1 protein-coding gene and 2 pseudogenes are annotated in these 1,159 nt (G+C 69.3%); 1 reads left to right on the top strand and 2 read right to left on the bottom strand.

Translation table 11 applies throughout. From position 1 onward, the window contains the following. Both AOK23_RS41575 and AOK23_RS51100 read right to left on the bottom strand, forming a co-directional pair. A pseudogene (locus AOK23_RS41575) lies at positions 1-458 on the bottom strand (stage II sporulation protein M); the annotation flags it as partial. A gap of 2 nt (positions 459-460) precedes the next feature. After that, a pseudogene (locus AOK23_RS51100) lies at positions 461-669 on the bottom strand (stage II sporulation protein M); the annotation flags it as partial. Positions 670-808: 139 nt separating this feature from the next. On the opposite strand from AOK23_RS51100, the gene AOK23_RS41570 reads away from it, so the two are divergent. Next, positions 809-1,159, top strand: a 351-nt coding sequence (locus AOK23_RS41570; RefSeq protein WP_206336435.1) for an RDD family protein, incomplete at its 3' end; no start/stop codon positions are given.

Raw genomic sequence — 1,159 nt, 5'->3', positions numbered from 1 at the left:
CGAAGACCGCGGTCAGTTCCAGCAGGCCGTGGGGAAGGACGAGACCCAGGAAGACGTCGAGTCGGCCCGCCGAGGACATCAAGCCGATGCCCACGCCCAGGTTGAGCATGTTCAGGAGAAGGATCCAGAGGACCGGCAGGCCCAGGAAGATGCCCAGGACCAGGCACATGGCGGCGGCCTGGGCGTTGTTCGTCCACACCTGGGCCGCGAAGGAGGCCGCGGGATGGCTGGAGTAGTACGTCTCGTACTGGCCACCGGGGCGCGTCATCTCGCGCAGTGTGTCGGGGGCCGCGATCGACGCCTGGACTTCGGGGTGCGTACCGATCCACCAGCCCAGGAGGGCGGCGACCAGGGTGGAGAGAAGTGCGGTGGGGACCCACCAGTGCCGGGAGCGGTAGACCGCCGCGGGGAAACCGTGGGTCAGGAAACGGACGACATCGCGCCATGAGGAGCGGCGGNNCGCGCGCGTGCCACGAGTTGGCTGAGACGGCCGGTGAGCTGGGGGTCCGGGGCGCTGGACTGGATCAGGGAGAGGTGGGTCGCCGTGCGCTGGTAGAGGGCGACCAGTTCGTCGACCTCGGCACCGTTCAGCCGGCGCTGGCGGCGGAGCAGTGCGTCGAGGCGGTCCCACTCGGCGCGATGGGCGGACACGAAGACATCGAGGTCCATCGGGTTTGCTGCTCCTCGTCCCTCTCGAACTGCGTGTCAGCTTGTCGTACAGGTCGTACTGCGGCGCGATGTGGCTTCAGCTTGGCAGACTGGCCGGTCTCGGGGCAGGTCAGGGGATGGAACCGGAAGGACTGCGGGTGTGAGTGAGCTAGTGACGGGCGAGGCGGTGGCGCTGGAGCTGCGTCCCGCGAAGCTTCCGAGCCGGGCGCTGGCCGTGCTGCTCGACCTGGTCGTGGCGATGGTCGTCTACCTCTTGGTGACCCTGCTCCTGGCCCTGGCGACGGCCGGTCTCGACGAGGCGGCGCAGATGGCGATAGCCGTCGCGAGCTTTCTGCTCCTGCTGGTGGGCGTACCGATCGCGGTGGAGACGCTGAGCCACGGGCGTTCGCTCGGGAAGCTGGCCTTCGGGCTGCGGGTGGTGCGGGACGACGGTGGGCCGATCCGGTTCCGGCACGCCCTGGTGCGCGGTGCCGTCGGCGTCGTCGAGATC

The sequence above is a fragment of the Streptomyces torulosus genome (genome assembly GCF_001419765.1).
Lineage (GTDB): Bacteria > Actinomycetota > Actinomycetes > Streptomycetales > Streptomycetaceae > Streptomyces > Streptomyces torulosus.
This window is presented reverse-complemented; position numbering and strand designations above follow the sequence as displayed.